Origin of the sequence: Thiohalorhabdus sp. Cl-TMA, assembly GCF_041821045.1 — a bacterium.
In the GTDB taxonomy this organism is placed as follows: Bacteria; Pseudomonadota; Gammaproteobacteria; order Thiohalorhabdales; family Thiohalorhabdaceae; genus Thiohalorhabdus; species Thiohalorhabdus methylotropha.
Map to the genome: position 1 here is coordinate 20,345 of NZ_JBGUAW010000013.1, position 22,902 is coordinate 43,246.

Below are 22,902 nucleotides of genomic sequence, written 5' to 3' on the forward strand. Positions count from 1 at the left end.
CGCCCCTGGCTCGCTCCGCACGCTGGAGCCGGGACTTGGCCGGCTCCTTCGCGGCGCTCTTCTTCCCTACCGTCCGCTCCCCCCGCCGAAGTCCGTCGTTGCTGAACTCCCCCCCCCCTCCGCGGTCGCAGAGGGAGGTGGTTTCATCCCCTTCCGCATTCCCCACCGGCTGAATCATGGCCGAAGGCTGCGTTACCCTGCTGCCGCTCGCTTTCCACTTTTGGCCTATCGCCAAAGAAGGCATAGTTTAATCCCATTAGGTTCCTCACCCTGTGGGGGTGTCATGCCCGTCGTCTCTTTAAATATTCATAGCCCTTTTCCTCACCGGGAATCGCGCTTTCAAGGCCTCCACAGTTTGAGCAGTTTTCCATGAAAGAACGGCCTCCGTCCTTCTTCTTGGCTGCCCTTTTCGTATCGCTCCCCATAGCGGCGAGCCTGCTCGGCATCTTCTTCCTGTATCTGACGGCCCTGGACCAAGCCCAGGAAGATTTACGGAACAACCTTCAGAATCAGGTCCAGTTGATCCAGCGCCTCAGCGAAGGGTCCGCCGAAGGCCATCCCTCCTCCGCCTTCCCGCTCCAGCAGGGCGATCGCGCCGGTTCCCTGGCAGCCATGGAGGCCCTGCGCCGCAACGGGAATCTCGGCAAGGGCCGGGAGATCATCCTGGGCCGGGACGAAGGCGGTCAGATGCTCATCACTTTCCGCCAGCGGGCTGCCGAGCCGGAAAAGCCCGTATTCACCTCCCCCGCCCAGGGCTGGGCCAAGCCCATGGCCCGCGCATTGGCCGGGGAATCGGGAGTCGTCCGGGGCCGGGATTACCGGGGCAAGCGGGTGATCACCGCCTACCAGCCGCTGCCCGGCGATTCCGGGGCGGTCATGGCCACACAAAACCTGGAAAGCATCCAGGACCCCTTCGAGCGGGCACTCTGGATCACGGGCCTGTGCGGATGGCTGCTGGGCATTCTGGGCGCAAGCATCTACAACCACACCGTCACCCCACTCTGGGAGGAGCTGCAATCCCGGGAGCGCTCCCTGCGGGTGCTGCTCGGCAATCTGCCGGGCATGGTGTTCCGGAGCCGGAACGACCCCGACTGGTCCATGGAGTTCGTCAGCCCCGGTTTCTCCGAGATTACCGGCTATGATCCCGCCGAGCTTGAGCGGCTTTTCGGCAGCAACTACAGCCTGCTCATTCATCCGGAGGACCAGGGGCTGGTCTGGACCCGGGTCCAGGAGGCCGTGGCCAACGATCACCCCTACGAGATCACCTACCGGATCCGCGATGCCGAGAGCCGCGTGCGCTGGGTCTGGGAACGGGGGCGACCGGTCACCCACCCGGGCCAGCTCCAGCCCCACCTGGAAGGCTTCATTACCGACGTCACCGAAGCGCGCGAAACAGCGGAGACCCGGGACCGGCTGTCGGCCGTTCTGGAGGCCTCCCCGGACTTCGTCTGCATGACGGACCCGGACCGCCGGACCTTCTATCTGAACCCCACGGGCCGCCGCCTGCTCGAGTACGATGAGCAGGCGGACCTGAGCACCCTCACGGTGGAGGACTTCCTGCCCGCCCGGCTACGCGCCTGGACGGTGGAAGAGATCCTGCCCCTGGCCCGCAAGCACGGGGTCTGGCAAGGCGAGCATATCCTGCGGGCCAAGGACGGAGCGGAGATCCCGGTGAGCGGCGTGATCGTAGCGCATACCGGAAGCTCCGGCCAGGTGACCTTCTATTCCGTGGTCTTCCGGGACATCCGCCACCTCAAGGAAGCCCAGGAGCGCTTGGCCCGGGAACGGGACTTCATCCACGCCATGGTGGAGAACATGCCCGGCCTCTTCGGGGTGGCCACTCCCGAAGGGGGACTGGTGCGCTGGAACCGCAATCTGGAACGGCTCACCGGGCGGCCTCCGGAGGTCCTGGCCAGCTCCGGAGCCGTGGACCTGTTCCCGGACGACCAGCGGGCTCGCCTCCAGGACACCCTCCGCGAAACCCTGGAGCAAGGCGAAGGCAAGGTGGAGCTCGACCTGCTCAGCGCGGCGGGTGAGCGCGTGCCTTTCGACCTGGAATGCCACCTGGTGACCATCGCCGGCGAGCGCTATCTGGTGGGCTTCGGCTACGACCTCTCCAAGCGCAAGGAAGCGGAAGAGCTCGCCCGCCGTCACCTGAGCGAGCTCGCCCACGCCTCGCGGCTCAGCACCGCGGGGGAGATGGCCACCCAGCTCGCCCACGAGCTCAACCAGCCTCTGGCGGCCATAAGCGCCAGCAGCAAGGCCTGCCTGAATTTCTTCGAACGGCCGGAGCCGGACTATCGGAAAGTGCGCGGCATTCTCGAGGAGATGCAGAAGCAGTCGCAGCGGGCGGGCAAGATCATCAACCAGCTGCGCTCCCTGGTAAGCCGGGACCATTCCCGCTGGGAGCAGCTCGACCTGAACGCCCTGCTGGATAACGTCCTATACATCGTGGAGGGCGAAACCACCGCGAAAGGCGCGGAGCTTCGGTCCGTGCTGAGCGCGGAGCTCGCCCCCATTTACGGGGACGCCACCCTGGTGGAGCAGGTGGTGCTCAATCTGATCCGGAACGCCGCCGATGCCGTCGCCGAGCACGGTACGGTGGAGGGAAGGGGCCGCATCCGCGTAACCACGGACGCGCTGGATGCCGAATGCGCCCTGGTCTCGGTGGAGGACAACGGTCCGGGCCTATCCGAGGCCCAGTTGGAGCAGGTCTTCGAGCCCTACTTCACCTCCAAGCGGCATGGCATGGGCCTCGGGCTGCGCATTAGCCAGTCCATCGTGGAGGCCCACGGCGGCCGGCTCTGGGCGGAGCCCAATGCCGGGCCCGGCGTGACCTTCCGGTTCACCCTACCCTTTTCCGGCGTTTGGCAAGCAGGGCCGGATCCGCTCCCTGAATAAGGGCGCCACGACGGCCCCAGGTCCCTCCTACGCCCCATCCGAAGGGCCTGCCTACAGCGCGCTGAGCCGGAAAACGCGCTCGTGGAGGGCGGTGAGCCCCTGCTCCCGGAACCGCGGGCTCTCGTCCAGCACATCCCAATCGCGCAAGCACTCCACCCGATAGCCGTTGCCGAAGAGGCTTTCCACCTCCTCGGGCCCCACGGAGAACGGCGGTCCGGCCATCTCCTGCTGGGGATAGTCCAGGGTCACGCACAGTACGGGCGGCCTGGCGGGGAGCAGCGACTCCATATGCCCGGCGTAGCGGATCCGCATCTCCGGCGGCAGGGCGATGAGGGAGCCGCGGTCGAACACCCCATCCACCGGCCCCAGGGTATGCGCATCCAGATCGAACAGATCGCCGCACAGGAGGGTGATGCCTTCGGCGGCGAATTGGCTGAAGGCCCCGGCATCCTCCACCTGCGGCTCCATGCCGTTCTCGCTGAAGAATTCCCGGCAGGCCACCTCGCTCAGCTCCACGCCCACCACGGCATGGCCGCACTCCCGGGCCAGCCAAGCCATGTCCAGGCTCTTTCCACACAGCGGCACGAAAACCCGGCCCCGCGAGGGCACCGGCATCCCCGGCCAGAAATCCAGCAGGTGCGGATTCACCGTCTCCAGATGCCAGCCCAGCTTGTTGTTGCGCCAGCGGTCCAGCCAGAATTCGCGGTCCATGCACACCCCTCGGTTCGCGACATCAGGTGCGCCGAGCGCACCGGATTCATCCTCTTCATACTGCTCAGCGCACGCAAGCCCGGCAAGCGGAATCCGGCCCGCCAGCCGCGCCGGACAACCGGGAGGGCTAGGGGCGCTTTTCGGCCGCCCATGCGCTCCATGGCGGGCACCCTGGGGCCGGCCGGAAAGGGGCGCCGTCCCGGCTACTCGGACAGGGCCGGGCGCCTTTCCAGCTCCGGGCCGGGGCGGGAAGCCGCTCCCGACCCCAGATGCTCGCGGCTGTGGGCGGCGCGCTCCCTTGCCGGCACACCGGCACGTAATTTTTCCACCCGCTTCAGGGGCGCCAACAGCCCCTGACCGTTGGCCACCTGTATGGCCAGCCCCGGACGGGCGTTGAGCTCGAGCAGCATGGGACCGTGGTGGCGATCCAGCACAAGGTCCACGCCCAGAAACCCCAGGCCCGTGAAGTCGTAGCAGCCCGCCGCCAGGCGCAGCAGGGTTTCCCAGTAGGGCACCTTCAGGTCCGCCAGCGTTCGGCCGGTATCCGGATGATCGCCCCGCGGCCGGCCGAACTGGATGCCGCGGATCGCCCGCCCGCTCGCCATATCCAGCCCCACGCCCACGGCGCCCTGGTGCAGATTGGCCTTGCCGTCCGAGGCGGCCGTGGGCAGACGCATCATGGCCATGACCGGATAGCCGCGGAAAACCACCACCCGGATATCCGGGACCCCTTCGTGGGTGAAATCCGCGAATCCGTGATAGAAGGCGATCATGCGCTCTATGACCGCCACGTCCGGCGCACCGCCCAGGCTATACAGACCGGACAGGATATTGGAGAGATGGCGCTGGAGGTCATTCCCGCTAACCGGGGCGCCGTTGGGCTTCACGTGGCGCCCGGCTTCCTGCCGTTCGAGGACCAGCAGCCCCTTCCCGCCGCTCCCTTTGGCGGGCTTGATCACGACCCCCTCTTCTTTTCCTATCCGTTCGGGCGCCTGCTTGACCTCGAACTGCGAGCGAATGGTCGTGATCAGCTCGGGGGTGGTGACCCCCTGCTCCTGGGCCAGCAGCTTGGTCCGGAGCTTGTCGTCCACCAGCGGAAACAGGCGGCGATCGTTATACCGGCCCACATACTGGATGTTGCGGCGGTTCATGCCCATGATCCCGCGCCTGCGCATCCGGCGAATACGGGATAGCACCTCAGTCCTGCTCCCGGGCCAGAGGCTCGAAGCGCCGAAGCTCCGAAAGCCGGTATCCGGTATAGCTTCCCAGCATCAGGATCAACGCCAGGAGGATCAGCTGGACCCCCAGGAAGTTGAAGCTCAGATGGCGCACCAGGGGCGCGGTCATGGCGAGGTAGGCGAGCACCGCGGTAAGCAGGCTGCCGCCGCCCTGGATAACCACCTCCCACGGCCCCTCCTCCTCCCAGAGGATCGACATCCGCTCGATGGTCCAGGCGAGGATGATAGTCGGGAAGAAGGTGATCACCAGGCCTTCCTGGAAGCCCAGCCGATAGGCCAGCACGGAATACGCGGAAATGATCAGGATCACCGTGATTATGACCGCCGACACCCGGGCCACCAGGAGCAGGTTCAGGTGGGACAGGTAATTGCGGATCAACAGGCCGGTGCCGACGATGAGCAGGAAGGCGATCAGGCCGGTTAGCAGGGTGGTCTGCATGAAGGCCAGGGCGAACAGAACCGGCATGAAGGTGCCCGAGGTCTTGATGCCAACCAGGATGCGCAGCAGCACGACCACCAGCGCGCCCACGGGAATCAGCAGGATATTCTTGAAAAGCGCCTGCTCCTCCAGCGGCAGCGAATGGATGGAGAAATCCAGGAGGCTCCCCCCGTTCAGCGCATTGCGCATGGCCGTGGAGGCCGGGATGTCGTGGCGCAGCATGGAGAAAAGCACCCGCGACCCCGTACCCCCTTCCACCTCCAGGAGCGGTATGTGCCCGGTGGACCAGAGCAGGAGGTTGTCCGGCCGTCCCGAACGCCCGCTCTCGGGGTTGAGAAGCAGTCTGCGCTGCCCATCCAGCACGTAGACCCACTTCTCGAGGGTCTGCCTCCGGCGTCCGTCCCGCAGGCGCAGCCCGTGCACCTCCCGGGCGCTAATCCCCGCCTGGTGTAACAGCCGCACCAACAGCGGCGCCGGCTCGAAGCGGTTCAGCAGCAATCGGACATTGCCGTCATCCGCGGGTGCGGAAAGGCGTTTCGTGATCTCGCGGGCCAGGCTGAAGGCATCCGCGGAGCGCCGGCGTGCCTGTTCCAGGATCTGCTCGGCGGCCGTGCCCAGCGGCCGCTCCCACACGGTGGTCCCGGGAGGCTGCGGCGGCGCCAGGAGGGGGGCGCTATTCTTCGGCGTCACCAGGAATTGGGCGGCATAATAGAGCTGCTGTTTCCCTTCCGCCCGGCGCTTGGCCCACTGTGCCCAGCGTCCCTTTTCCTTATCGAGGTAGCTGAGGCCGTACCCGGAAGAGGCGGTGCTCTCCGTGAGCAGGCTGAAACCGGCCGGCGTGGTGGGCAGGGCGAGCGAGACCTTCGCGGGGCCGCCTTCGGCGGTGAAGCTTACCACGGCCTCCACCTCCCAGACCTGGCGCTCCTGCCCGGGGGCGAGCGGAACGCCCATGGCCAGATGCCGATGCAGGGTCATGGCCAGGCCGATGAGCAGTAAAAGACCAACCAGGAAATAGAAGCCTTTTCGGGGCATTACGGCTCGGCCCTGGCGCCGCTGCCCCCTTCCCGAGGTTGGGAAGACTCGGAATATTCGGGACGCCCTTGGAGGTACTTTCGGCTCACGTCGATAACCGCGATGTCCATCATGAAGCGCCTGCCCAGAAGCAGGGGATAGGAAAGGTTCGTCCGGTTCTCAAGGGTGAACTGGGTCCGCTGGGTCACCGGCCCCACTTGCACGGGCAGGCGGATGACGGGGCGCGAGTCGGTTCCGGAGGCCTGGATGATCCGCACACGCCGGATTACCGGGGCCTCGATCAACCGTCCCCGGGCCCGTTCCGGGAATTCGTGCTCTTTCTCGCTCAAGGCGAGCCGGAACCGGACCCAGTCCTCGCCTTCCCGCTCGAACTCCTGGATCTCCTTGGCGGATAACGAGGAGGTTTCCGCCCCGGAATCGATGCGCGCCTGGAGCGCGAGCCCGAGCGTCGGAAAACCCGCCCATTCCTCGCGCCCGAAGGTGATGGATTGCTGGGGCAGCTTTTCGCTTTTGGACTCGACCTGCCGGGAGGTTCCCGGACCGGTCTCCCTTTTTGCGGCTTTCCCGATCGATTCCAGGTGCGTCAGTACCCGCCGCATCAGAACCGTCTGCCGGGACACGGAGCCGTCCAGCTTGGCGAGCCGGCTCCGGAGGTCCTCGGCCAGTCCCGCGGCCCGCTCGGACAACATTTTGCGGTTCTCCGCGATCTGCGCCCTTTCACGCTCTTGGGCCCGGAGGATGCGCTGTTCGAGGGCCGATATTCGTCGCTCGAATTGGGCCTGGCCCACGGGGGGATCGGGCGTTTCGCCGTTGGTGGCACACCCGGCAACCGCCACCAATCCCGTGATGGCGGCCACCAAGCCTCTACGGCGCGTGCTGTTCAAGGTGAAGCCCGGGCGCATCGAGGAAATTGCGGTCGAATGACGAAACATCCCTCAATGTTCCCCCTTGGCCGACCTGGGTTCATGGTTCGCGTATTTCCGACACCCCGAGGCCATCGCACGGCTGCGGCCCGGTCCACAGCCCGTTTCCGGGGAGAATATGCCCGCCGGCAAAGCCGGGCAGCTTGCATCCGTGGGACGGTGGCCAGCCAGGAGAAGGGATAGCCTTAAATCGGATCGGCGGCCCGGAAAAGGTGAGGCGGGTGTGGGGGCTTTTCGTCCTGCCTAGCGGGGCTTTGTCGACGAACCGTACCCCGCCCCCAAAAGGTAAACAACCACTTACATACAGCCCTTCCTTCGGGCTTACTCCGTGGCAAGTATTCCCCTTCAGCGTACGGTCCAGCCAAACCATCTCTGGGCACTAGGAGGCCCATACCCTCTCAGTTCAGGGCATCCCGGACCGACTGCGTCCAGGCAACCGCCTCGAGATAGGATTCCGCGAGGCGGTCCTGGGTAAGCCCGGTACGGGCAGTATCTCGCCATTCGCCCCGCTCGTAGGTCATGACGTCCGCCAGAACCCGGCCGACCGGTCCCTCGTGCCGCAGCAAGGCGGCCTCCACCTCGGCCGAAAGCGGCAGCTCGGCCACCACTTCGGCCATGGGGCGGTCGAAGAGGGCATCCAGGATCGAGACCAGACCCGTGGTGAAATGAATATCGGTTTTCGAGGCCCGCAGCTGTCCGGCCACGTTTTCGGCCATTCGGGCACGGATGAGACCGGTCATGGCGAGCTCCGAGGGTTTGCCGGGAACGCTGCCCATGGTCAGCCAGGCAGCCCAGGTACGTACCGGCTCGCGACCCAGATACACCAACGCCCGATGGACGGAATCGATACGCGAGCGGATGGGAAAGAATGCCGAGTTGATGAGACGCAGCAATCGGTAGGTCAGGTCCACGTCCTGGGAGATGAGGGTGGCGAGATCCTCGAGGTCGTTTTGCGGATCCTGCAGCTTACCGAGCAACCGGAGCGCGCTGAGGCGCCTAGACGACAGAGCGGATCCACTAACCCCCTGGGGCCGAGCGTAGAAATACCCCTGGAACCATTCGAATCCCAGCTCACGGCAGAGCATGTGCTCCTCGGGCGTTTCCACCTTTTCCGCCAGAAGCCCGACGGGGTGCCGCTGCAATTCCCGGACGCATTCCGTAAGCTCCGCCCGGTCATAGCTCTGGATATCGACTTTGACCATGTCGGCGTACCCCAACAGAGCCTGGTGCGGCCCGTTGAGCACGAAATCGTCCAGAGCCAGGGTGTAGCCGCTCTCCTTGAGCGCCCTCAAGGCATCCATAACCGCGGAATCGGGATCCACATCCTCGAGGACCTCCAGAACGAAACGGCCGGGATCCAATGCCGCGCCCTGGAAGGCGAGGAGAAAGGATCGGGGCAGGTTGATGAAGGCGCGGTATCCCTCTACGAGCGCCTCCAGCCGGCCGTTGGTGAGCAGCTCCAGAAGCACCGAGGAAGTGGCCCGCTCGGCCCATCCCCCATTCCCCTCAGCATCGGGCTCGCCGCCCCGGTAGAGCAGCTCGTATCCGACCACCGCATCGGATCGATCGAACACCGGCTGACGGGCCACCAACAACGGCGGGGCTTCGGTTTCATGAAGCGGTGCACCGTCCCCTTCAGGATGCGCCATGACGGATACTCTCTCGAAACCGGAAAGCGATTCTTCGGCCCCTCACCGGCATCGGCAGCCTACTCTTCCAGAGAAACGAGCTCATAGGTATCACCCCCCCGCTCCTTGGCGCGGAAAAGGGCCCGGTCCGCCTCCCGAAGCAAATCATCTACCGACCGGGGCCCACCCCTGTACACGCTGATCCCGATGCTGGCAGTTACGCGAACCATGTCTTCGCCCAACGTCACCTCCCTGGATACGGCCTCCAGGAAGCCCGTAGCGATCCGGGAAGCGGCCTCCCGCGGGGCATTATCCACCTGGAAAACCCCCACGAACTCATCGCCGCCCCACCGGCCAATAGTGTCCTCCTCGCGGCAGGCGCCCGATAATCGCTCCGCAAGGATTGCCAGCAGCCGGTCTCCCAGGCAGTGTCCCCAGTGATCGTTCAGCGCCTTGAACCGGTCGAGATCCAGAAAGCAGACCATCAACGAGTCGCCGTTACGCCGTATACGGGCGGTGGCATTGGCAAGCCGATCTTCCGTAAGCCCCCGGTTGGGGAGTCCCGTGAGCCGATCCCGGCAAGCCTGTCGCTCATAGGTCTCAAGCTTGTCCCGCCAGGCCGCCGCTGCTTCCACCATCATGGAGACCTCGATCCAGAGGACCACCCGGCCCCCACCGGCCAATAGGCGCTCCCGCTCCATCAGCCACTGCCCCCCTCCGAGGCGGGAGAACGAACCGGCGTCAAGCTCGGTAAGCCCGTCGGGTTCCGTCCCGGACGGTGGACAAACCCCGACCATTTCCCGGACATCCTCTGGCGTTCTCCCCAGCAAGGTCTTATTCTCGGCGGTCGAACTCGGGAGCAAAGCCTGGAATTCCCGATTGCACCAGCATAGCCGGTCATTCTCATCAAATACGGCCGCGGCCTCGGGCAGATTCGCCAGAGCTGCGAGCACCACGCCGGGCTCCCGATCTCCTGGCGCCCCACCGGGCAGTTCCGGGATCACCCTGCGTTTCCCCAGCCTGACCGGCGCGAATCAGTCAGTGGCTCCAACAATGGGACATACCCCCTATTTTTCCGGGCATCTCCGTTACCATGCCCGCTTTCCGGTACCGTTGCCTCCGGACTTCCGGCACATTCCGGCCAGGCATCCAGGAAGCCCCCATCTTCTACCAGAGGTTCGTTATTCGAGCGTTATCTTCCCCGTACTGTGGGAAAAGGCCCCCCGTGCAGCGCCCGCCGGAAGGCACCAAGGTATAAGGGGGCTTGGTTGACCACCCTGTCCGTCAGGCTGCTCGGCGCCCTGGAGCTTCATCTGGACAGTGAACGGCTCGCGCTTCCGTCCCGAGCCAAGGAGCGGGCCCTGCTTGCCTATCTGGCGGCCCACCCCCGAGAGCCCTGCTCCCGTTCGCACCTGGGAGACCTCTTCTGGCCGGATCACTCCGCCGCCAAGGCTCGGAACAATCTGCGTCAGGTCCTCCACAACCTCCGCAAGCTCCTGGCCACTCCGCCGCAACTGCCCGATCCCTTCCAAACGGACCGCTCGCGGGTGGCCTGGAGCCCCGACCTCCATGTGCAGACCGACCTGCAGCAGATTCTGGCCCTGCAGGGCCAAGGGGGATCGGGCGCTCTGTCGACCGATGAGGCCGAGCTGGCTCGGGCGGTCACTCGGTACCGGGGGGCTTTTCTCGCCGACCTGGACGCCCCTCCGGATCTGGAAGAATTCCAGGAATGGCTTTCCGCCACTCGGCGCCACTTCCATAATCTAGCGCTCCGGCTGCTTGATCGGCTTATCGACGTTCAGGAAGGGCATGGTGCTTTGCAGGCGGCGGTTGATTCCGCCCGCAGGCGGGTGGAGCTGGCCCCCGAAGAGGAATTGGGCCACCGCCGGCTGATGGGGCTCCTGGCCCAATGCGGCGACGTCAACGCCGCCCTCCGCCAGTACGAGGAATGCCGGCGGATTCTCGATGCCGAGCTGAGCACGGAGCCCGTAAAGGCCACTCGGGATCTGCGCGCCCGGATACTCGGCGGCCAGATCCCCAGCAGGTCAGGTCCGGACAGCCCGGCACAGGATTCCCACGGGCTGGCTCCCGAATGGCGGCAGGTCACGGTCGTTGCACTGTCCTGCGCCTGGCCGCCCGATTCCAGCGCGGAGGATTCCGCCCGGGCCTTTGACCGGATCCTGGGCGGAGCAAGCCATTTGCTCCGATACCGGAAGGGCCATGTCCTACGGCCCTATGGCCGCACGCTACTGGCCTACTTCGGCTACCCCGCGGCCCGTGAGCAGGGCTCCCTCGAGGCTGTCTCGGCGGCCCTCGATATCCTCCAGGACACCGAGCTGGCACCCCGGGTCCACATTGGCGTGCACACCGGGTCCCTGCTCACCGGGCAAGACCCGGACACACCGGACCCGGCGGGCACGATCACGGAACGGGCCCTGGCCCTTCGGGACCGGGCGGAAAGCGGCTGCATCGTTGCGAGCCCGGAGATCCTCCGGCTTCACCGGAGCTGTTTCCGGTTCGAGCCGCTGCCGGAGGATGGTTTCTGGCTAATCCCCGAGGCACCGCCGCACGTCAATCTGGGACCTACGGAGCCTTTTGTCGGCCGTCACCGCGAGCTGGAGCACCTGCGGACCATCGCCCGGGAAGTCAGGCAGCGAGGAACGCGGGCAGTGCTGGTGGAGGGCGAGCCGGGGATCGGGAAAAGCCGGCTGCTCCAGGAAACGGCATTCGAGCTGCGGAACCGGGAGAACTTCCTGGTCCGCGAAATGCAATGCCGGGAAACCATCCGCTCCGACCCATTCGGCCCGGTGGCCGGTCTCCTCCGGCAACTTGCCGGTCTTCACGACATCGCCACGGGGACCGAGGCCCGTAGGCGCCTCGCGGCTTATCTGGATACCCTGCCCGGATTAACCTCCGGGGCCTTCGCCCTCCTCGCCCGGCTGCTCGGGATGGAGGAAAGCGTCCCGCCCCGTCTGGAGCCGTGGCAGGAGCGTCAAAGCCTGCTTGAAATCTGTCTGGAGCTGATTGCTCAGAGGACAGCGAATCACCCGGTAACGATGATCCTGGAGGATTACCAATGGGCGGATTCGGGCACCCGGAGCCTGGTCCATCAAGTGGTCTCCTACCTTCAGGACCTTCCCGTGCTCATTCTGGTATCAGCCAGACCCGGTGCGGCTGCCGACCTCCCGGACGCCTTTCAGCGGCTTTCCCTGGGCCCGCTGGATGACCGGAGCAGTCGCCAGCTCCTGGCCGAAGATGGGGCAGCCCCCCTCCCCGATGAAGCGGACCGCATATTGCGGAAAGCGGAAGGCGTGCCCCTTTTCCTCAAAGAGCTCAGCAGGGCCGCGCAGGAGGAGGGGAAACCGGGAATCAGCACCCCCAGCACCTTTCAGGAGCTTCTGGAAGCACGGCTGGAGCGGGTGGGCCCGGCCAAGCGGATCGCCCAGCTGGCCTCCGTGCTCGACCGCGAGGTTTCGGAGGCATGGCTTGCCGCACTGACCACCCTGGATCCGGAGACCCTTTCGGGGCAGCTCGACCAGCTCCTGGAAGCGGAGCTGTTGGACCCGGTTTCGGTAAGCGGGCAGCCGGGCTACCGTTTCCGCCACGTGCTCTACCAGGAAGCCGCCTACCGCACCCTCCCAAAGGCCGACCGTCGGGAGATCCACCGGCGCATAGTGGAGATCTTTCAGACACAGCGTACGGAGGAAGCCGCCAGATGGCCCCAGGCCGTCGCGCATCACGCCGAAGCCGGCGGACTTCCGGAAACCGCGCTGACGAATCGCCTGCGGGCGGGGTTCGCCGCGCTGGAAAGCACTTCCAATCAGGAAGCCCGCACCCATTTCCGGGCGGCGAGCGCGCTCCTCGAGCACCTGCCCGAGGCGCCGCTGAAGAACGACGCCACCATTCAGACCCATCTTGGACTCGGGCTGACGGCGCTGACCCTCTCCGGCTACGGCTCCATCGAGGCCCGGCACGAATTCCGGGCCGCCCTGGCCCGGCTCCCCGACGGGGCGGACCATGACCGTACCCGGTTCCAGATCCTGTGGGGGCTCTGGCTCGGTGCCAGCTCCCATTCCGGATACCGGGAGGCCCGGGGAATCGCCGAGCAGCAGCTCACACTCGCGAACCGCATGGCGGACCCGGCCCTCCAGGCCGCCGCCAACCTGGCCCTGGGCAACACCGCCTGCATGACGGGCCGTCCGCTCCAGGCCCTCCCCCATCTGGAAACGGCCGTCCAGTGCTTCGGCAGCACCGAGCATGCCCTGCTGGTCCGGTCCTTCGGCGAGAACCCCTGCGTTTCCGCGTTCGCCTTCCGGGCCTGGGCGGAATCGTGGCAGGGCCGGACCACCCGGGCCGAGACCACCATGGCCGCCACGCTCGACCGGGCCCGCAGCCTGGACCATCCCCCCACCCTCGCCTTCGCGCTCACCTTCGCCGGTCTATTGGCCTTCTTTCACGGGACCCCGGAGGAGGCGGAGCCGAACATCGCCGAGCTTCGGGCTATCGCCCACCGCTACCACTTCCAGCTCTGGGAGGCCGCCGGGGAGGCCCTGCAAGGCTGGTTCGAGGCCACGCAGCACCAACAGCGCGGCATTACCCGCGTCGAGGCCAGCCTCGATCTGATGCGCAAGGCCATGCCGGGCACGGCCACGCCGTTCCTCGCGCTTCTGGTCAGCGCGCAGCTCCATTGCGACAGCCGGCAACGGACCCTGGAAACCGTGGGCAAGCTGGAAACCACCATGACTTCCATCGGGGATTTCTTCTATCTGCCGGAAGTGCTGCGTATCGGCGGGCGGCTTCGGGCGGGAAACGGGCGGGACCGCCTGGGGCGGGCCCTGCTGTGGCGTGCCTACAAGTGCGCGGAAAGCCGCGGAATGGGCCTATTCCAGCTTCGTGCCGCCGGGGACCTGGCTGACCTTGCGGATCACGAAGCCCAACAGGCTTTGGAAGCGGCCCTCGGTACAATCCCGGCGGGAGAAGACGGCCCGGATATCCGGCGGGCACGCCGCCATTGTGATCCATCCCTCAATGCCTGAGCCGGCGCCCGAATGGCCTGCATCCCGACGGTCGCCCGTAGGTAGGGTCGGCTATTCAATGGCGGCATTGAACCGCTTCCGATACTCCCCCGGCGTAAGTCCGACGATCCGTGTGAACACCTTTCGAAATGCCCCCGCATCCGCATACCCCACTTCCCAGGCAATTCGGTCAACGGGATAGCGGCCGAGCTCCAGCAGCTCCCGGGCCTTGCTGACCCGGAGGTGCTGGCCGTACTCGGTGGTGGTCATGCCGGTGGCCGCCTGGAAGCGACGCAGCAAGGTTCGCTCCTCCAGCCCGGCTTTTTCCGACAGCACGGCCAACGAGGTTTCCTTGGCGGCCGTGGCGTGTAACCAGTGCTGGACCTTGAGAATCGCCGCATCACCATGGGTCAGCACGGGAGAAAAGGTGCTGTAGTAGCGCTGCTCCCGTCCCGCGGGATCGATGAGTAGCATACGTGCGGTCTCGACCATGATGCGCGGGCCAAGATAGCGGTCGACCAATCTGAGGCCCAGGTCCGTCCAGGACATGGCCCCACCCGCGGTGAACAGGTCGCCCTCATCAATGATCAGGCGATCCGTGTCCAGGTTCACCTCGGGATAGCGCTTTCGGAAGGTCTCCGTATACCTCCAGTGGGTAGTGGCCGCCCTCCCCTTGAGCACGCCGGTCTCCGCCAGCGGGAAGGCACCCGCACACACGGAGCTCAGGATCACGCCGGCCCCGTGCTGCGCTTCCAGCCAATCCACCAGATGCCTGTCAATGGTTTCCGGCGCGGGTGTGGTAAGACTCGGCGGTAGGATAAGCACTGCCGGAGCGCTGTTCACGCCCGATGCGACGTCGACCACCCGCGCCGGGGCGGTGCCCCTGCCCGGCTGCCAGCGGGTTATCCGGAGCCGGGGCGTGTCCGCCTGCTGGGCTATGGCTATATCGTCAGCCACTTTGAACAAATCGGTAATGCCCAGTACCGCCGCTTCCTGCGCGCCGGGGTAGAGCACCAGCCCAATTTCCAGGGCATGGTCCGTCATTTGTCGATATCACCCTGTCATCTGTCGATCCTGCCACTTCGAATAGAGGCCCTACCTGCCGAAAATGCCGACATCATCCAAGCCAACAGCAGAAAGGAAGCTTCCATGGGCAAGCGCGCCACTCTCGTCGTCGACATTCAGAACGAATACTTCCCCGGGGGCAAGCTCCCCCTGCTGGGTATCGAGGCGGCGGCCGCCAACGCCGCCCGCGTGATCGAAGCCGCCCGCGACCGGGGCGAACGGCTGATCCACATCCACCACGAGATGCCGGACCCCGACGCGCCGATCTTCACGCCGGGAACAGCAGGTGTGGAGATCCACGAATCGGTACGGCCCAATGACGGGGAGCCGGTCATTCTCAAGAACCATCCAAACGCGTTTTTGAGCACGGACCTGAAAGAACGGTTGGATCAAGAAGCCATCGCGGAAGTGGTCGTGGTAGGCGCCATGAGCCATATGTGCGTGGAGGCGACGACCCGCGCCGCCAGCGACTTGGGATACCGGGGGACAGTAATTCACGACGCCTGCGCCACCATGGATCTGACATTCAATGGCGAGACCGCCCCGGCCTCCCACGTTCACGCCACGGCCATGGCCGCGCTGGCATTCGCCTATGCCTCCATCCAGAGCGTGGAGGAATTCCTCGCCTGACAACCGACTGGACATCCCTTGCGGTCCGTGTCCAGAGCCGGGACAATGGGAACGTTCTCTTTTCGTTTTCAAAGCGGGCCGTTGGGACCCTCCCCCATGGACCACGATCAAAACTTCAAGAACCTGATCCTCGACTACCCGGAGCAGGCCCTGGCCTTTTTCGCTCCGGAGGAGGCCGCGGGCCTGGATGCCGCGGCCCGCGTCCTGCCCATTCGCCAGGAGCAGATCAAGGACCGCCTGAGCGACCGCTTCCGGGCGCTCGACATCCCGCTGCTGGGGGAATGGCCGGACGGCCAGCGGGCCCTGTTGCTGTTCGTCATCGAGGAGGAGACCGATCCGCGGCGGTTCTCGCCGCACCGTCTGGCCCGCTACTGCCTGGATCTCGCCGAGCTGTTCGAGACGGACCGGGTCGTGCCCGTGGTGGTATTTTTGCATAAGGGGGCGCGGGCCGGGCCCCTCCGCCTCGGCGGGGACCGGCATACCTACCTGGATTTTCGCTACCTGGCCTGTCCCCTGGCCGAGCTCCCCTTCGAGCGGTTCCGTGCCAGCGACAACCTGGTGGCCCGGCTGAACCTGCCGAATATGGCCTATCCCGCCACCGCCAAGCTCACCGTCTACCACGCGGCCTTCCAAGGCCTGCTGCAGCTGGAGCCCGACCCCGACCGCCAGGCCAAGTATCTGGATTTCGTGGACCTGTATGCGGCACTTACCCCCGAAGAACTGGCAGAATACCGGCAGCACTATCCCGAGGAGGTGGAAGCCATGACCACGTTCGCCGAGCGGCATCGCAAGGAAGGCCTCGAACAGGGCCTCGAACAGGGCCTCGAGCAAGGCCTCGAACAGGGGATTGAACAAGGTATCGAGCAGGGCATGAAGAAGGGGGAGCGCGCCGTGCTACTGCGCCTCATCGAGCGCAAGTTCGGCCCGGAGGCGGCCGCCGCCCACCGGACCCGCATCGAGCACGCGGATCCCGACACGCTGCTCGCCTGGTCGGACAACCTCCTGACCGCGGAGTCCGTCGAGGAGGTCTTCCGGGAATAGTCGGGCGACAACATCTGCCAACCGGAAGGGCACCGAGTGGGCGACGTGCTCCCTCAGGTACCAAGCCCTTCAAGGGGGGCTGGGTTAGGTGGTTGCCACTGAGAAGACCGCCCCAAATTCCAGCGGATTTTCATTCAGGGAGCGCTGCTTGCGCTCCGTAGCTGACTGTCCAATCCAACGGCTTTCCGCCACGCACTTGGCGCTTAGAACCAGCCCCCCGACCAAAACCGGTCCACGCTACTGGGCCCGCGCCCGGCTCGCCGCTGCCAGCTCCCCGCCATGATTCGGTGCTTCGGCATGGGCCACACCCGCTGTCTCTTGGCCCTTGGACGAGCTCGCCGCCCGCGGCGGCTCCGGTCTTGCCGTCCCATGGTCTTCCGCAGCGGGGAAGAGCGCCAGCGGGTGACCGGCGGTGATGGCGACCCGGACGGGGTCCCCGGGCTCGAAGCGGGCTTCGTGGTTGGTGCGGATCTTCACCCGGGGGCCGCTCCGCAGGTCCACGCCGAACAGCCGGGTGCCGCCCTCGTAGCGGGCCCAGGCCACCACGCCGTTACCGTCCTCCGCCGCCTCCAGGCCCAGATCGTCGGGCCGCGCCAGCGCCTCGACGGCCCCTTCCCCGCCGTTTCCGGGCACCTGACCGAGCGCAGTGGCTACGAGGCCCTTACCGGCCTGGCCGGGCAGGAACGAGGCCTCGCCCAGGAACTCGGCCACGAAGCGCGTGGCGGGCGCCCGGAAGCACTCCTCGGGCAGGTCGAGCTGCTCCAGCTCGCCGTCCCGCATGATCCCCACCCGGTCGCCGATGGACAAAGCCTCGGCCTGGTCGTGGGTCACCCAGACGGCCGGGACCCCGGCCTCCTTGAGGGCGCTCCGGATCTCCCAGCGCAGGCTGTCCTTGAGGGAGGCGTCGAGGTTGGAAAGCGGCTCGTCGAGGAGGACGAGCTCCGGCTGGTGCGCCAGACAGCGCGCCAGGGCCACCCGCTGCTTCTGGCCGCCGGAGAGGTTCTCCGGGTAGGCGTCCCGGTGCGCGGCCAGACCGAGCCATTCCAGCCAATGCTCCACCGGGTCGGAGCGCTTGAGCCGGAACCCCACGTTCTGGGCCACGGTCAGGTGGGGGAACAGGGCGAAATCCTGGAACACCAGGCCGGTATTGCGCTGCTCCGGGGGCGTGAAGACCCCACCGCTCACCTCCCGACCGTTGATGCGCACCGTCCCCCCGCTCGGGTCCTCTAGGCCGGCCACCACGCGCAGGGTGGTGGTCTTGCCGCAGCCCGTGGGGCCCAGGAGGGTGACGATCTCTCCCGGGGCGGCGGTGAGGCTCAGGTTCCGGACCGCCACCGCGTCGCCGTAGGACACGTTGAGGTTGTGGATCTCCAGCATGCGAGTTTCCTTGTTCAGAGAAGGCCGGGCTGCCGCTTTTCACCCCGGAGCATCACCACCACGGCGGCTCCGGAGACGAGCACCAGCAGCAGGGCGGGCACCGCGCCGCGGCCGAAGTAGCCGGCCTCGTAGACCTGCCACAGGTGGGTGGCGAGGGTTTCGAAGCCGGTGGGCCGCAGCAGTAGCGTGGCGGGCAGCTCGCGCATGGCCTCCAGGAAGACCAGGGCGCCGGCGGCCAGCAGGCCCGGCAGGATCAGCGGCAGGGTGACGCGTCGGAAGGCCTCCCCCGGAGAAGCGCCCAGGAGCCGGGCGGCCCCCACCAAGCGGTTCTCCGAGCGCTCCAGGGGGGCCCGGATATTGCCCACCGCCAGGGGCAGAAACCGCACCACGTAGGCGAAAACCAGCAAGGCCAGGGACTGGTAGAGGAAGTCCACATACAGCCCCACCACCACCAGGGCCGTGCCCAGGACGATCCCGGGAACGCCAAATCCCAGATAGGCCGCCCGCTCCAGCATCCGGCCCAGCCGCCCGGTGGTGGCGGCATAGGCCACCGGCAGGGCCGCCGCCACCGCCGCCAGGGCCGCCAGCAGGGAGGCCGATGCCGAGTTGAACAGGATGCCGGGCTCGAAATCGCCCATGCCCTCCCGGGCCAGCCACAGGCCGAATACGCCCACCGGCATGCCGATGGCCGCCGCCAGCACCACCACCACACCGGTCAAGGAGGCCGCCTTGCCGCCCCGCCCGAGGCGGAGCAGCGGCGGCCGGCCGGGCGCCTCGCGCACCGCGCCCACCCGTGATTCCAGGAACAGCACCACCGCCACCAGCGCCAGCAGGGCGATGGACAGCAGGGCCGCCCGATCGAGCCCGAAGGCGTTGTACTCCACGTAGATCACCCGGGTGAAGGTGTCCACCCGCATGATGGCCGGCGTGCCGAAATCCGACAGGGTATACAGCGCCACCAGCAGCGCCCCCGCCGCCACGCTGTTCTTCACCCTGGGCAGCACCACCCGCAGCAGGGCCTCACGCAGCGGCATTCCCAGCGTCCGCGCCGCCTCCAGCGTGCTGGCGTCCAGATTGCGGAGGGCCGCCCGGGTGGCCAGCAGCACGAACGGAAAGGTATAGAGGGTCATGACCAGGGTGGCCCCGGCCAGGCCGTCCATGTTGGGCCAGGGCAGGCCCGTCAGCTCACTCAGCTCCCCGCCGCGGCCGAAGGCCGCGAAAAAGGCGAAGGCGCCCAGGTAGCTGGGAATGGCCAGCGGAGCGGCCAGCAGCCCGGTCCAGACACCGCGCCCTGGGAGGTCGGTATACGCCGTGAGGAAGGCCAGGGGCACGCCGAGCAGGACGGCGCCGATCACGGTGAGGCCGGTGAGCAGGAAGGAGTTAACGGCCACCTCCACCAGGCGGCCGCCCAGGGCCACGTCGGCGCCCACGCCCATGCCCAGCAGCACCGCCACCGGGGTCAGGGCGGCCGCCGCTACCAGGGCACTCAGCCCGATGATGATCGGTGCTCGCCTCACAGCACCCCCGCCCGGCGCATGAGCTCCAACGTGGGCTGCAGATTCCCCAGCCGGGTGAGATCCAGCTGCGGCGGATTGATGCGCTCCAGGGCAGGTACGCCTTCCGGCGTGGGCACGCCTGGCACCAACGGGATCTCATAGCCCTCCCGGGCCAGGTAGGACTGCACCTCGCGGGACTGCAAGTAGCGCACGAAATTCACCGCTGTCTGTCCGGGGCTCAGCAAGGCGACCCCGGAGGTGTTGATCAGGCTGCCCGCGTCCCCGCGGGTATAGGCCAGGGCGAGGTTCATGTCCGGCTTACCGGCCTTGAGTCGCAGGGTGTAGTAATGGTTGGCGAGGCTCAGGTCCACCTCCCCTTGCGCTGCCGCCATGACCGCGCCCAGCTCCCCGGCGTACTCCCGGGCCTTGGGCTTCATGGCCCGCAGCCATTCCAGCGTGGCCTGGTCGCCCTCCAGGATCCGCATGGCGGTCACGAAGGACTGGAACGCACCGTAGGCCGGTGCCCACCCCACCCGGAAGTTCCGCTCGGGGAGGGCCATGATGTCCTCGGGAATGTCCGCAGGAGTCAGGCGCTCGGTGTTGTAGGCCACGGTCCGGACCCGCCCCGTCACCGGGGCCAGGGACTCGAACCGGAACGGCTTCATCACCCGGTTGCGGAGGTCGGACGGGATCTCCCGGGCCAGGCCCTGGTCGATCACCCGCCCTAGCGAGCTGGCGTCGATGGACCAGAACAGGTCCGCCCGGGCCCCGCCGCGCTTGCCCTCCTCCACCAGGGTATTGGCCAGGGCCGAGGACGGCCCCCGCCGCACCTCGAGGTTGAGGTCGGGATTTCGCTTGCGGATGGCCTCGACGACGTCGGAATAGAGCCCCCCCTCGCCGCGGCCCAGATAGACGGTCAGGTCACCGGCCAGCTCGGGCAGCTTCTCCACGGAAAGAGCCGGCGGCGCATCCGCCCCGCCCTCGCCGGAACAGCCCGTGAGGATGCCCGAGGTGCCGAGCACGCCGAGGGCCGATGCGCCTTGCAGGAAGGCTCGACGGTCCATGCTAGAAAACCTCGCTGTCGCCCTGATCGGCCTGCTTCAGGATTTCCTCGGACTTCATGAGGGCCTGCTTCATCGACTCCACCTTGCTCCGCACCCGGTCCACGGGCGCGCCTTCGTTGATCAAGCCCGGCAGCTCGGCATTGAAGGCCTCCTCGAGCTGGACGACGAGCTCCGGATCCTGCTCGATCAATCCGCCCTCGAGCCCTTCGAACTCATTGAAGTAGGCGTCGCGGATCAGGGCCTTGGCCTCCCGCTTGTTGCCCTCGGCATAGTCCGACACCGCGTGGTCCAGGTGCTCCCGGATGCGGTCAAAGGAGGCTGCCGGACCATGGGCCTCGGACTCCTCGCGGCCGTGGTCCGAGTGCATGTCCGTCCCGTCCTTAAGGTTGGCCCGCAGCTTGATGCCGCCCAGTCCCTGGTTGAGGGCAGCCGTCACCCGCGCCGCCTGCTTGCGCACCGCCTCGGGGCCCTCGTCTTTCTTGACGGCCTGGCGGAGACCGCTAATGGCCTGCCAGATGGGCGGATACAGGGGGGTCGCCACCTCTTCGACCGCCGCATGATACTTCACGGATTTCCAGGCATCCACAAAGCCCTCGACCTTATCGGAGACGTCCTGCCCCTCGGCGTAGGTCGCGGCAAGCGCTTCCAGCTGCCCGGTCAGCTTGCGGACCCCCGCTTCGTAATCGTCAATATGCTCCCGGAACTCCTCGACGTGCTCGCCCTTTTCTCCGTGGCCGAAGGCCAGGGAGGGCACCAGCAGGGCGCCTGTCAGCAGGGCGCCCACCAGTAACGGAAAACCACCGGTCTTTTTCGTCATGCCTGAACCTCGTGGAATGCAGCGGTACATTTTCGGAAACAAAACTCATTTTCACTATATTGTAAACCTTAACCGGAGGAAGGTCTTGCATCAGACCCCTTCGCATTTCGGGGTATGGAAAACGCCGAGGATCCGAGCTAACCAGCCCGACCCTGTTCTGGAAGCGCGGGACTATTGACCTGGTCAACTCCTTGGAGTAGGCCTACTCAGAGGACCAAAGTCCCGGAGGTACGCATGAAAATCATCGATAGCCAAGCGGCCCAAACCCACCTGTTCCGCCTCTTGGAAGAGGTACAAAAGGGCGATTCCTTTATCATCGCCAAGGCGGGGAGGCCCGTCGCCCGGGTAACCAGCGTGGAGGCGCCGCAGCCCGTCCAGACCGGACGGCTCGGCTTCATGGCCGGACAGATAGCCGTACCGGAGGATTTCGACCGCATGGGAGAAGAAAAGATGCGCTCCCTGTTCCGAGCAGGCGCCGACTCCTGAACCCCAAGGTAGCGAGGTATTCCGTTCCGGTCCGGATGATCTGAGCATTGAGCCCGGGGGTAGGCGTAGGCCCCGGGCGCTAGCAGCGCCCCACGAACAGCAGCCCGCCCGCTTGGCGCGGGCCTTCACCTTAGAGACGCAGGCCGCCACTTCCTCCTGGCTGCGGAAACGCCCGGGTGGAACCGGGATGGCGCCGATGGAGAGCCCCACTCCCGAAGCACCCCCCTGCCTTCCCCAAGGCCCGGAACGCTCGGAAGCCCCGTGTACTGCGTCCGGCTCCCGACGGGACCAGCGGCAGACCTCCCGTTGGAACCGCCGCCGGATCCGCTCGCAGACCGCCCGCCGGGCCCCGCCGGTCAGGACCAGGAGGAAGTCGTCTCCGCCGATGTGCCCCACGAAGTCCCGGTACGGATTCGTCTCCGCGGTCAGAAGCCGGCTCAGCCAACGTATGAGCGCATCGCCGCACCCGAAGCCGTAGGCGTCGTTGAAGGACTTGAAGCCGTCCAGATCCGCGTAGGCCACGGCAAACTCCCGGCCCGCGGCGAGCAAGCGCTCTATCTCCTCCGCGATGGGAACGTTGCCCGGCAGCCCGGTTAGCGGGCTGGCGTGGCGGGCGCGGTGGAGCTGGCGGTCCGTGAGCCGGCCCAGGAGGTCCACCAGGGTGACAATGCCCAGATAGCTTCCCTCCTCCCGGGTGACGATGACGGCATCCGACCGGTCCGCCGGCCCGGTCCCATCGGCAACCAGCCGGCCCAGCGTCTCCACCGGAATCTCCCGGGAAACGATGCGGGGCTCGGGATCCATGGCGCCGCGGACGGGCGCGGAATGCCGGGCCTCGCAGATCCGGGCCACCCGGTCCATGAGCGACTGGCGCTGGAGCAGACCCACGGGCCGTGCGTTATCGACCACCGCCACGCTCCCCAGTCCCGTGTCCCCGAGGAATAGCTCGATGGCCTCTTCCATGGAGGTATCGACGGCCAGCCCGGGACGCTCCCGAACAAGTCCGCTCACCGTTTCAGCCATGGCGTGACTCGTCATC

At 66.6% G+C, this 22,902-nt stretch carries 16 protein-coding genes and 1 pseudogene; 5 read left to right on the forward strand and 12 right to left on the reverse strand.

The window, feature by feature from the left end; genetic code table 11:
• Positions 1–369: 369 nt before the first annotated feature.
• Positions 370–2,901 carry a PAS domain S-box protein gene (locus ACERLL_RS16280; protein ID WP_373657163.1) on the forward strand — a complete coding sequence of 844 codons (2,532 nt, stop codon included), beginning with the start codon at positions 370–372 and terminating at the stop codon, positions 2,899–2,901.
• Between the two features lie 51 nt (positions 2,902–2,952).
• Here the strand turns inward: ACERLL_RS16280 and ACERLL_RS16285 are convergent, their stop codons facing one another.
• The 6 genes from ACERLL_RS16285 to ACERLL_RS16310 all read right to left on the reverse strand — a co-directional run bounded on the left by ACERLL_RS16285 (position 2,953) and on the right by ACERLL_RS16310 (position 9,573).
• Entirely contained in the window at positions 2,953–3,612 is a 660-nt protein-coding gene (locus ACERLL_RS16285) for a thiopurine S-methyltransferase (RefSeq protein WP_373657164.1), read from the reverse strand.
• A 203-nt stretch (positions 3,613–3,815) separates the two neighbouring features.
• Complete coding sequence (locus ACERLL_RS16290; protein ID WP_373657203.1) at positions 3,816–4,787, reverse strand: alpha-L-glutamate ligase-like protein; 972 nt, start codon at positions 4,785–4,787, stop codon at positions 3,816–3,818.
• Between the two features lie 22 nt (positions 4,788–4,809).
• Positions 4,810–6,321, reverse strand: coding sequence for an inactive transglutaminase family protein (locus ACERLL_RS16295; protein WP_373657165.1), 1,512 nt, complete (start codon positions 6,319–6,321; stop codon positions 4,810–4,812).
• Positions 6,321–7,178 carry an ATP-dependent zinc protease family protein gene (locus tag ACERLL_RS16300; RefSeq protein ID WP_373657166.1) on the reverse strand — a complete coding sequence of 286 codons (858 nt, stop codon included), beginning with the start codon at positions 7,176–7,178 and terminating at the stop codon, positions 6,321–6,323. The genes ACERLL_RS16295 and ACERLL_RS16300 overlap by 1 nt, the downstream gene beginning before the upstream one ends.
• 464 nt (positions 7,179–7,642) lie before the next feature.
• Complete coding sequence (locus ACERLL_RS16305; RefSeq protein WP_373657167.1) at positions 7,643–8,893, reverse strand: EAL and HDOD domain-containing protein; 1,251 nt, start codon at positions 8,891–8,893, stop codon at positions 7,643–7,645.
• Positions 8,894–8,952: 59 nt separating this feature from the next.
• Positions 8,953–9,573: a GGDEF domain-containing protein gene (locus ACERLL_RS16310; protein WP_373657168.1), complete on the reverse strand. Its 621-nt coding sequence runs from the start codon at positions 9,571–9,573 to the stop codon at positions 8,953–8,955.
• Positions 9,574–10,140: 567 nt separating this feature from the next.
• Here ACERLL_RS16310 and ACERLL_RS16315 point away from each other — a divergent pair.
• Positions 10,141–13,908 (forward strand): ATP-binding protein, encoded by a 3,768-nt coding sequence (locus tag ACERLL_RS16315; RefSeq protein ID WP_373657169.1) that lies wholly within the window; start codon positions 10,141–10,143, stop codon positions 13,906–13,908.
• 51 nt (positions 13,909–13,959) lie between these two features.
• Here the strand turns inward: ACERLL_RS16315 and ACERLL_RS16320 are convergent, their stop codons facing one another.
• Entirely contained in the window at positions 13,960–14,931 is a 972-nt protein-coding gene (locus ACERLL_RS16320; protein WP_373657170.1) for a GlxA family transcriptional regulator, read from the reverse strand.
• Between the two features lie 105 nt (positions 14,932–15,036).
• Here ACERLL_RS16320 and ACERLL_RS16325 point away from each other — a divergent pair, with 105 nt between their 5' ends.
• Together ACERLL_RS16325 and ACERLL_RS16330 are read left to right on the forward strand one after the other, a co-directional pair.
• Positions 15,037–15,582 carry a cysteine hydrolase family protein gene (locus tag ACERLL_RS16325; protein WP_373657171.1) on the forward strand — a complete coding sequence of 182 codons (546 nt, stop codon included), beginning with the start codon at positions 15,037–15,039 and terminating at the stop codon, positions 15,580–15,582.
• A gap of 96 nt (positions 15,583–15,678) precedes the next feature.
• Complete coding sequence (locus tag ACERLL_RS16330) at positions 15,679–16,623, forward strand: RpnC/YadD family protein (protein WP_373657172.1); 945 nt, start codon at positions 15,679–15,681, stop codon at positions 16,621–16,623.
• A gap of 237 nt (positions 16,624–16,860) precedes the next feature.
• On the opposite strand, the gene ACERLL_RS16335 is transcribed toward ACERLL_RS16330, so the two are convergent.
• The 4 genes from ACERLL_RS16335 to ACERLL_RS16350 are packed head-to-tail and all read right to left on the reverse strand — an operon-like array spanning position 16,861 to position 21,377.
• Complete coding sequence (locus ACERLL_RS16335; protein WP_373657173.1) at positions 16,861–18,000, reverse strand: ABC transporter ATP-binding protein; 1,140 nt, start codon at positions 17,998–18,000, stop codon at positions 16,861–16,863.
• A gap of 14 nt (positions 18,001–18,014) precedes the next feature.
• Complete coding sequence (locus tag ACERLL_RS16340) at positions 18,015–19,517, reverse strand: ABC transporter permease (protein ID WP_373657174.1); 1,503 nt, start codon at positions 19,515–19,517, stop codon at positions 18,015–18,017.
• Positions 19,514–20,560 (reverse strand): extracellular solute-binding protein, encoded by a 1,047-nt coding sequence (locus ACERLL_RS16345; protein ID WP_373657175.1) that lies wholly within the window; start codon positions 20,558–20,560, stop codon positions 19,514–19,516. Before ACERLL_RS16345 ends, ACERLL_RS16340 begins: the two co-directional genes overlap by 4 nt.
• A 1-nt stretch (position 20,561) precedes the next feature.
• Positions 20,562–21,377: a hypothetical protein gene (locus ACERLL_RS16350; protein WP_373657176.1), complete on the reverse strand. Its 816-nt coding sequence runs from the start codon at positions 21,375–21,377 to the stop codon at positions 20,562–20,564.
• Positions 21,378–21,611: 234 nt separating this feature from the next.
• On the opposite strand from ACERLL_RS16350, the gene ACERLL_RS16355 reads away from it, so the two are divergent.
• A complete protein-coding gene (locus ACERLL_RS16355; protein WP_373657204.1) occupies positions 21,612–21,863 on the forward strand; it encodes a type II toxin-antitoxin system Phd/YefM family antitoxin in 252 nt (83 codons plus the stop codon).
• 315 nt (positions 21,864–22,178) lie between these two features.
• On the opposite strand, the pseudogene ACERLL_RS16360 reads toward ACERLL_RS16355, so the two are convergent.
• Positions 22,179–22,901, reverse strand: a pseudogene (locus tag ACERLL_RS16360) (GGDEF domain-containing protein); the annotation flags it as partial.
• Position 22,902 lies beyond the last annotated feature (1 nt).

Bases quoted from the DNA above. Each gene is read 5' to 3' on its own strand.
- ACERLL_RS16280 (WP_373657163.1), top strand. From the start codon at position 370: ATGAAAGAACGGCCTCCGTCCTTCTTCTTGGCTGCCCTTTTCGTATCG.
- ACERLL_RS16285 (WP_373657164.1), bottom strand. From the start codon at position 3,612: ATGGACCGCGAATTCTGGCTGGACCGCTGGCGCAACAACAAGCTGGGC.
- ACERLL_RS16290 (WP_373657203.1), bottom strand. From the start codon at position 4,787: ATGCGCAGGCGCGGGATCATGGGCATGAACCGCCGCAACATCCAGTAT.
- ACERLL_RS16295 (WP_373657165.1), bottom strand. From the start codon at position 6,321: ATGCCCCGAAAAGGCTTCTATTTCCTGGTTGGTCTTTTACTGCTCATC.
- ACERLL_RS16305 (WP_373657167.1), bottom strand. From the start codon at position 8,893: ATGGCGCATCCTGAAGGGGACGGTGCACCGCTTCATGAAACCGAAGCC.
- ACERLL_RS16310 (WP_373657168.1), bottom strand. From the start codon at position 9,573: ATGGAGCGGGAGCGCCTATTGGCCGGTGGGGGCCGGGTGGTCCTCTGG.
- ACERLL_RS16320 (WP_373657170.1), bottom strand. From the start codon at position 14,931: ATGACGGACCATGCCCTGGAAATTGGGCTGGTGCTCTACCCCGGCGCG.
- ACERLL_RS16325 (WP_373657171.1), top strand. From the start codon at position 15,037: ATGGGCAAGCGCGCCACTCTCGTCGTCGACATTCAGAACGAATACTTC.
- ACERLL_RS16330 (WP_373657172.1), top strand. From the start codon at position 15,679: ATGGACCACGATCAAAACTTCAAGAACCTGATCCTCGACTACCCGGAG.
- ACERLL_RS16335 (WP_373657173.1), bottom strand. From the start codon at position 18,000: ATGCTGGAGATCCACAACCTCAACGTGTCCTACGGCGACGCGGTGGCG.
- ACERLL_RS16345 (WP_373657175.1), bottom strand. From the start codon at position 20,560: ATGGACCGTCGAGCCTTCCTGCAAGGCGCATCGGCCCTCGGCGTGCTC.
- ACERLL_RS16350 (WP_373657176.1), bottom strand. From the start codon at position 21,377: ATGACGAAAAAGACCGGTGGTTTTCCGTTACTGGTGGGCGCCCTGCTG.
- ACERLL_RS16355 (WP_373657204.1), top strand. From the start codon at position 21,612: ATGAAAATCATCGATAGCCAAGCGGCCCAAACCCACCTGTTCCGCCTC.